Source organism: Microbacterium sp. C448 (assembly GCF_000582705.2).
Lineage (GTDB): Bacteria > Actinomycetota > Actinomycetes > Actinomycetales > Microbacteriaceae > Microbacterium > Microbacterium lacus_A.
Genome location: NZ_HG779791.1, coordinates 1 through 3,147, shown reverse-complemented (window position 1 = coordinate 3,147; position 3,147 = coordinate 1). Strand labels below are relative to the sequence as shown.

Here is a 3,147-nt window from a genome sequence, read left to right as displayed (position 1 = left end):
GGAGCGGCAGAGAACTCGGGGCGCTTCAGTGGCCGCCCGCTGGGGAAAGATTCCCGCGATATGTCGGTGTTCACCGACACCGATGGCTCCGCCTACGTGAGCACCGCAACCAACACCAACGCGGATATCGCGATTATCAAGCTCAACAGCTCCTGGACTGCACCCGACACCCTGGTCGCGACCGCCTTCCAGGGGCAAGGCCGCGAAACACCTCAGATCACCCGCAACGGAGACACCTACTACTTCTTCAGTTCCAAGGCATCCGGGTGGCTGCCCAGCCAGGCGAACTATGCGTCCGCCGGGTCCCTTGCCGGACCCTGGACCGACCTGCGGGAGCTCGGAAACGCCGCCACCTACGGCACGCAATCCACCGGTGTCTCCGAGTTCGGTGAGAACAGCTATGCACTGTACGGGTGGCGGTGGGGTGCCAACTGGACGCCCGCGGAAAGCACAGGCAACTACCCGCGCCTGCTGCCGGTGAGCTTCAACGCCGGCTTCGCGTCGATGGAGTATTACAGCACCGTCGAGTACTACCCAGGCACGGGACTCGTCCCGGTGCAGTCCGGACGCCTCGTGTCCCTGAACAAGCCGGTGAGTGTTTCCGTTGATGGAGCATCCGCCAACAACAACCAGGGCGTCATCACCGACGGCGCAGACCTTGCCGCCTCCGGGTTCTTCCGCTCGGGCAATGAAGGCGCCGCCAACGCGTACCCGTACGATGCGGTCATCGACCTCGGCACGGCGCACCGCCTCACCGAGATCGATACGACCACGTTCCTGTACAACGGGTCCGAGGCGGCGTACAAGTACACGATTTCCGGTTCGCTGGACGGCTCCGACTTCACAAAGCTCGTCGACCAGACCAACAACACCCGTCCTGGATACCTGATTGACAAGGTCAACAGCACAGCGTCCTACCGGTACGTGAAACTCACCGTCACCGGTGTGACCAAGATCAAAGACGGCGGCAGTGTCACCGGCTGGGGTGACGGACTGTACGAGGTCGCCGTGTTCGGCACGCCCGTCTCCACCCCGGTCCCCAGTGTCCCCGCGGGCCGCTACTACGCCGCGCAGACCATCGAGCTGACCAGCAGCGACCAGGGCGCCGAGATTCACTACACACTGGACGGGTCTACTCCCACCGCCTCGAGCACGGAGTACACCGCACCGATCCAGCTCACCGAACTCGGGGACTACACCCTGAAGGCGGTTGCGATCAGCGACGGCACGGTCAGTGAGGTCCTGACCGCTGCGTACTCCATCCTGTCTGGGGACAGCCCGGTGAGTGTGGCCGAGACCCCCGCGTACGCGGTCGTGCCCGGTCAGACGCCAGACCTTCCCGCAACGATCAAGGTCAATACCGCATCCGGCGGGGTCGTGGACGCGCCGGTCACGTGGGAGCTGGACGGGATGACCTTCACTAAGCCGTACAAGTCGTACACGATCTACGGCACCGTCGATGGACTCCCGGGCTACGCCACCGGCAGCATCGAGACGCTCGCGACTCAGACCATCTACTACGTGGACTCGGGCACCGCTACAGGTTCATCGAATTCCTATCTGGGCGCGAAGTGGCTGCGCGGCGCCGACCTGCTCAACAGCGCGTCAGATCGGGCGAAGACAAACTCCACTACCTGGGGCTATTCCGGACAGGACGGTGTGGTTACTGAAGCCGGCGCCAAGGAGGTCAACGGTCTCTATGGGAAGAACAACGCCGGGAACAACGTCGACTACGCGTTGACCCTGCCCGCGGGCACATACACGGCCGCCTTTGGAATCTACGAGTGGTGGGACGCCCCAGACCGCCAAGTGCGGGCGACCCTCGTCGACTCTCAGGGTCGCAGCATCGCCATCGCAGAGAGTACCGCCGGCGCGATCAACAAGAACAACCGGTCCACCTCTCTTTCGGGCACCTTCACCGTCCCCGCGGATGGGGCTGGCGCGGTCACCCTTCGGTTCACGAACGTGGGCTGGCAGGGCGCGACCGTGACGTGGTTCGGAATCGCCAAGGGCGCGCAGACGCTTGACCTGACCCCGGACACGGTGACTGCGCCGGTGATATCGCCGACCGCCGCCACGATCTACGGCACCGCACAGCAGATCTCGATCAGCGCCGCGAACGGCACAGTCGTCTACTACACCACCGACGGCAGCACTCCCTCGCGAGTGAACGGCACGAAGTATTCTGCACCGTTCACTCTCTCCGCTTCGGCCACAGTGAGCGCCGTCGCAATCACGAACGGAGTGCCCAGCCCCATTACCGCAGCGGACTACACGATCGTGGTCCAGGACGGCGATTACACGTCCGTGCCGGTAGGTGCTCCGTGGTTTGACACGGACCGCAACAGCATCCAGGCGCACGGTGGCGGCTTCCTCGAGCACGACGGCTACTACTACTGGGTCGGCGAGGACAAGTCGCACAACTCGGCGTCCTTCAACGGTGTCAATCTTTACCGTTCGCAGGACCTGCTGAACTGGGAGTTCATCACCCAGATCCTCAAGCCTGAGGCGGCGGGGCTGGACTGTAACGTCAAGGGCGCGGCAACCTGCAAGGTCGAGCGACCGAAGCTGCTGTACAACGAGTCGACCGACACGTTCGTGCTGTGGGGCCACTGGGAGACCGCTGACTCGTACTCGGCATCCGAGGTGGTCGTCGCGACCTCCTCGACCATCGACGGGGACTACGCGGTCTCCTACCACGGGCGGCCCGGAGAAGGCGTGGTGTGGGATCTTGAGCAGGAGCATGCCATCGACGCGACCGTCACAGCGGGCACTTACCCCGACTTCGCAGCAGCCGAAGCCGCGTATCGGGCCGCCGGGAACACGCCCAATGGGCACCAGTCCCGCGACTTCACGGTCTACGTTGACGCCGAGGACAAGGGATGGCTCATCTCCGCGGAGGCGCACGAGCAGCTGCGGATTTACCCCCTCACCGCGGCCTACACCGAGACGGACTACGAGAACTCCTACCCGCTGTTCAACGGCCAGAGCCGGGAGGCAGCGGCGATCACCCAGGTCGACGGGGTTTACTACCTGTTCACGTCCGGGCAGTCGGGCTGGTACGCGAATCAGCTGAAGTACGCGTACACCACCGATCTGAGCGACCCGGACAGCTGGTCGGAGAACATCAAGGGACTGCTGCACGAG

1 protein-coding gene is annotated in these 3,147 nt (G+C 64.0%); it reads left to right on the top strand.

The window, feature by feature from the left end; translation table 11 throughout:
- Positions 1–60: 60 nt before the first annotated feature.
- Positions 61–3,147 (top strand): FN3 associated domain-containing protein (locus MIC448_RS14395; protein WP_199484462.1); only part of this gene is annotated, 3,087 nt, incomplete at its 3' end.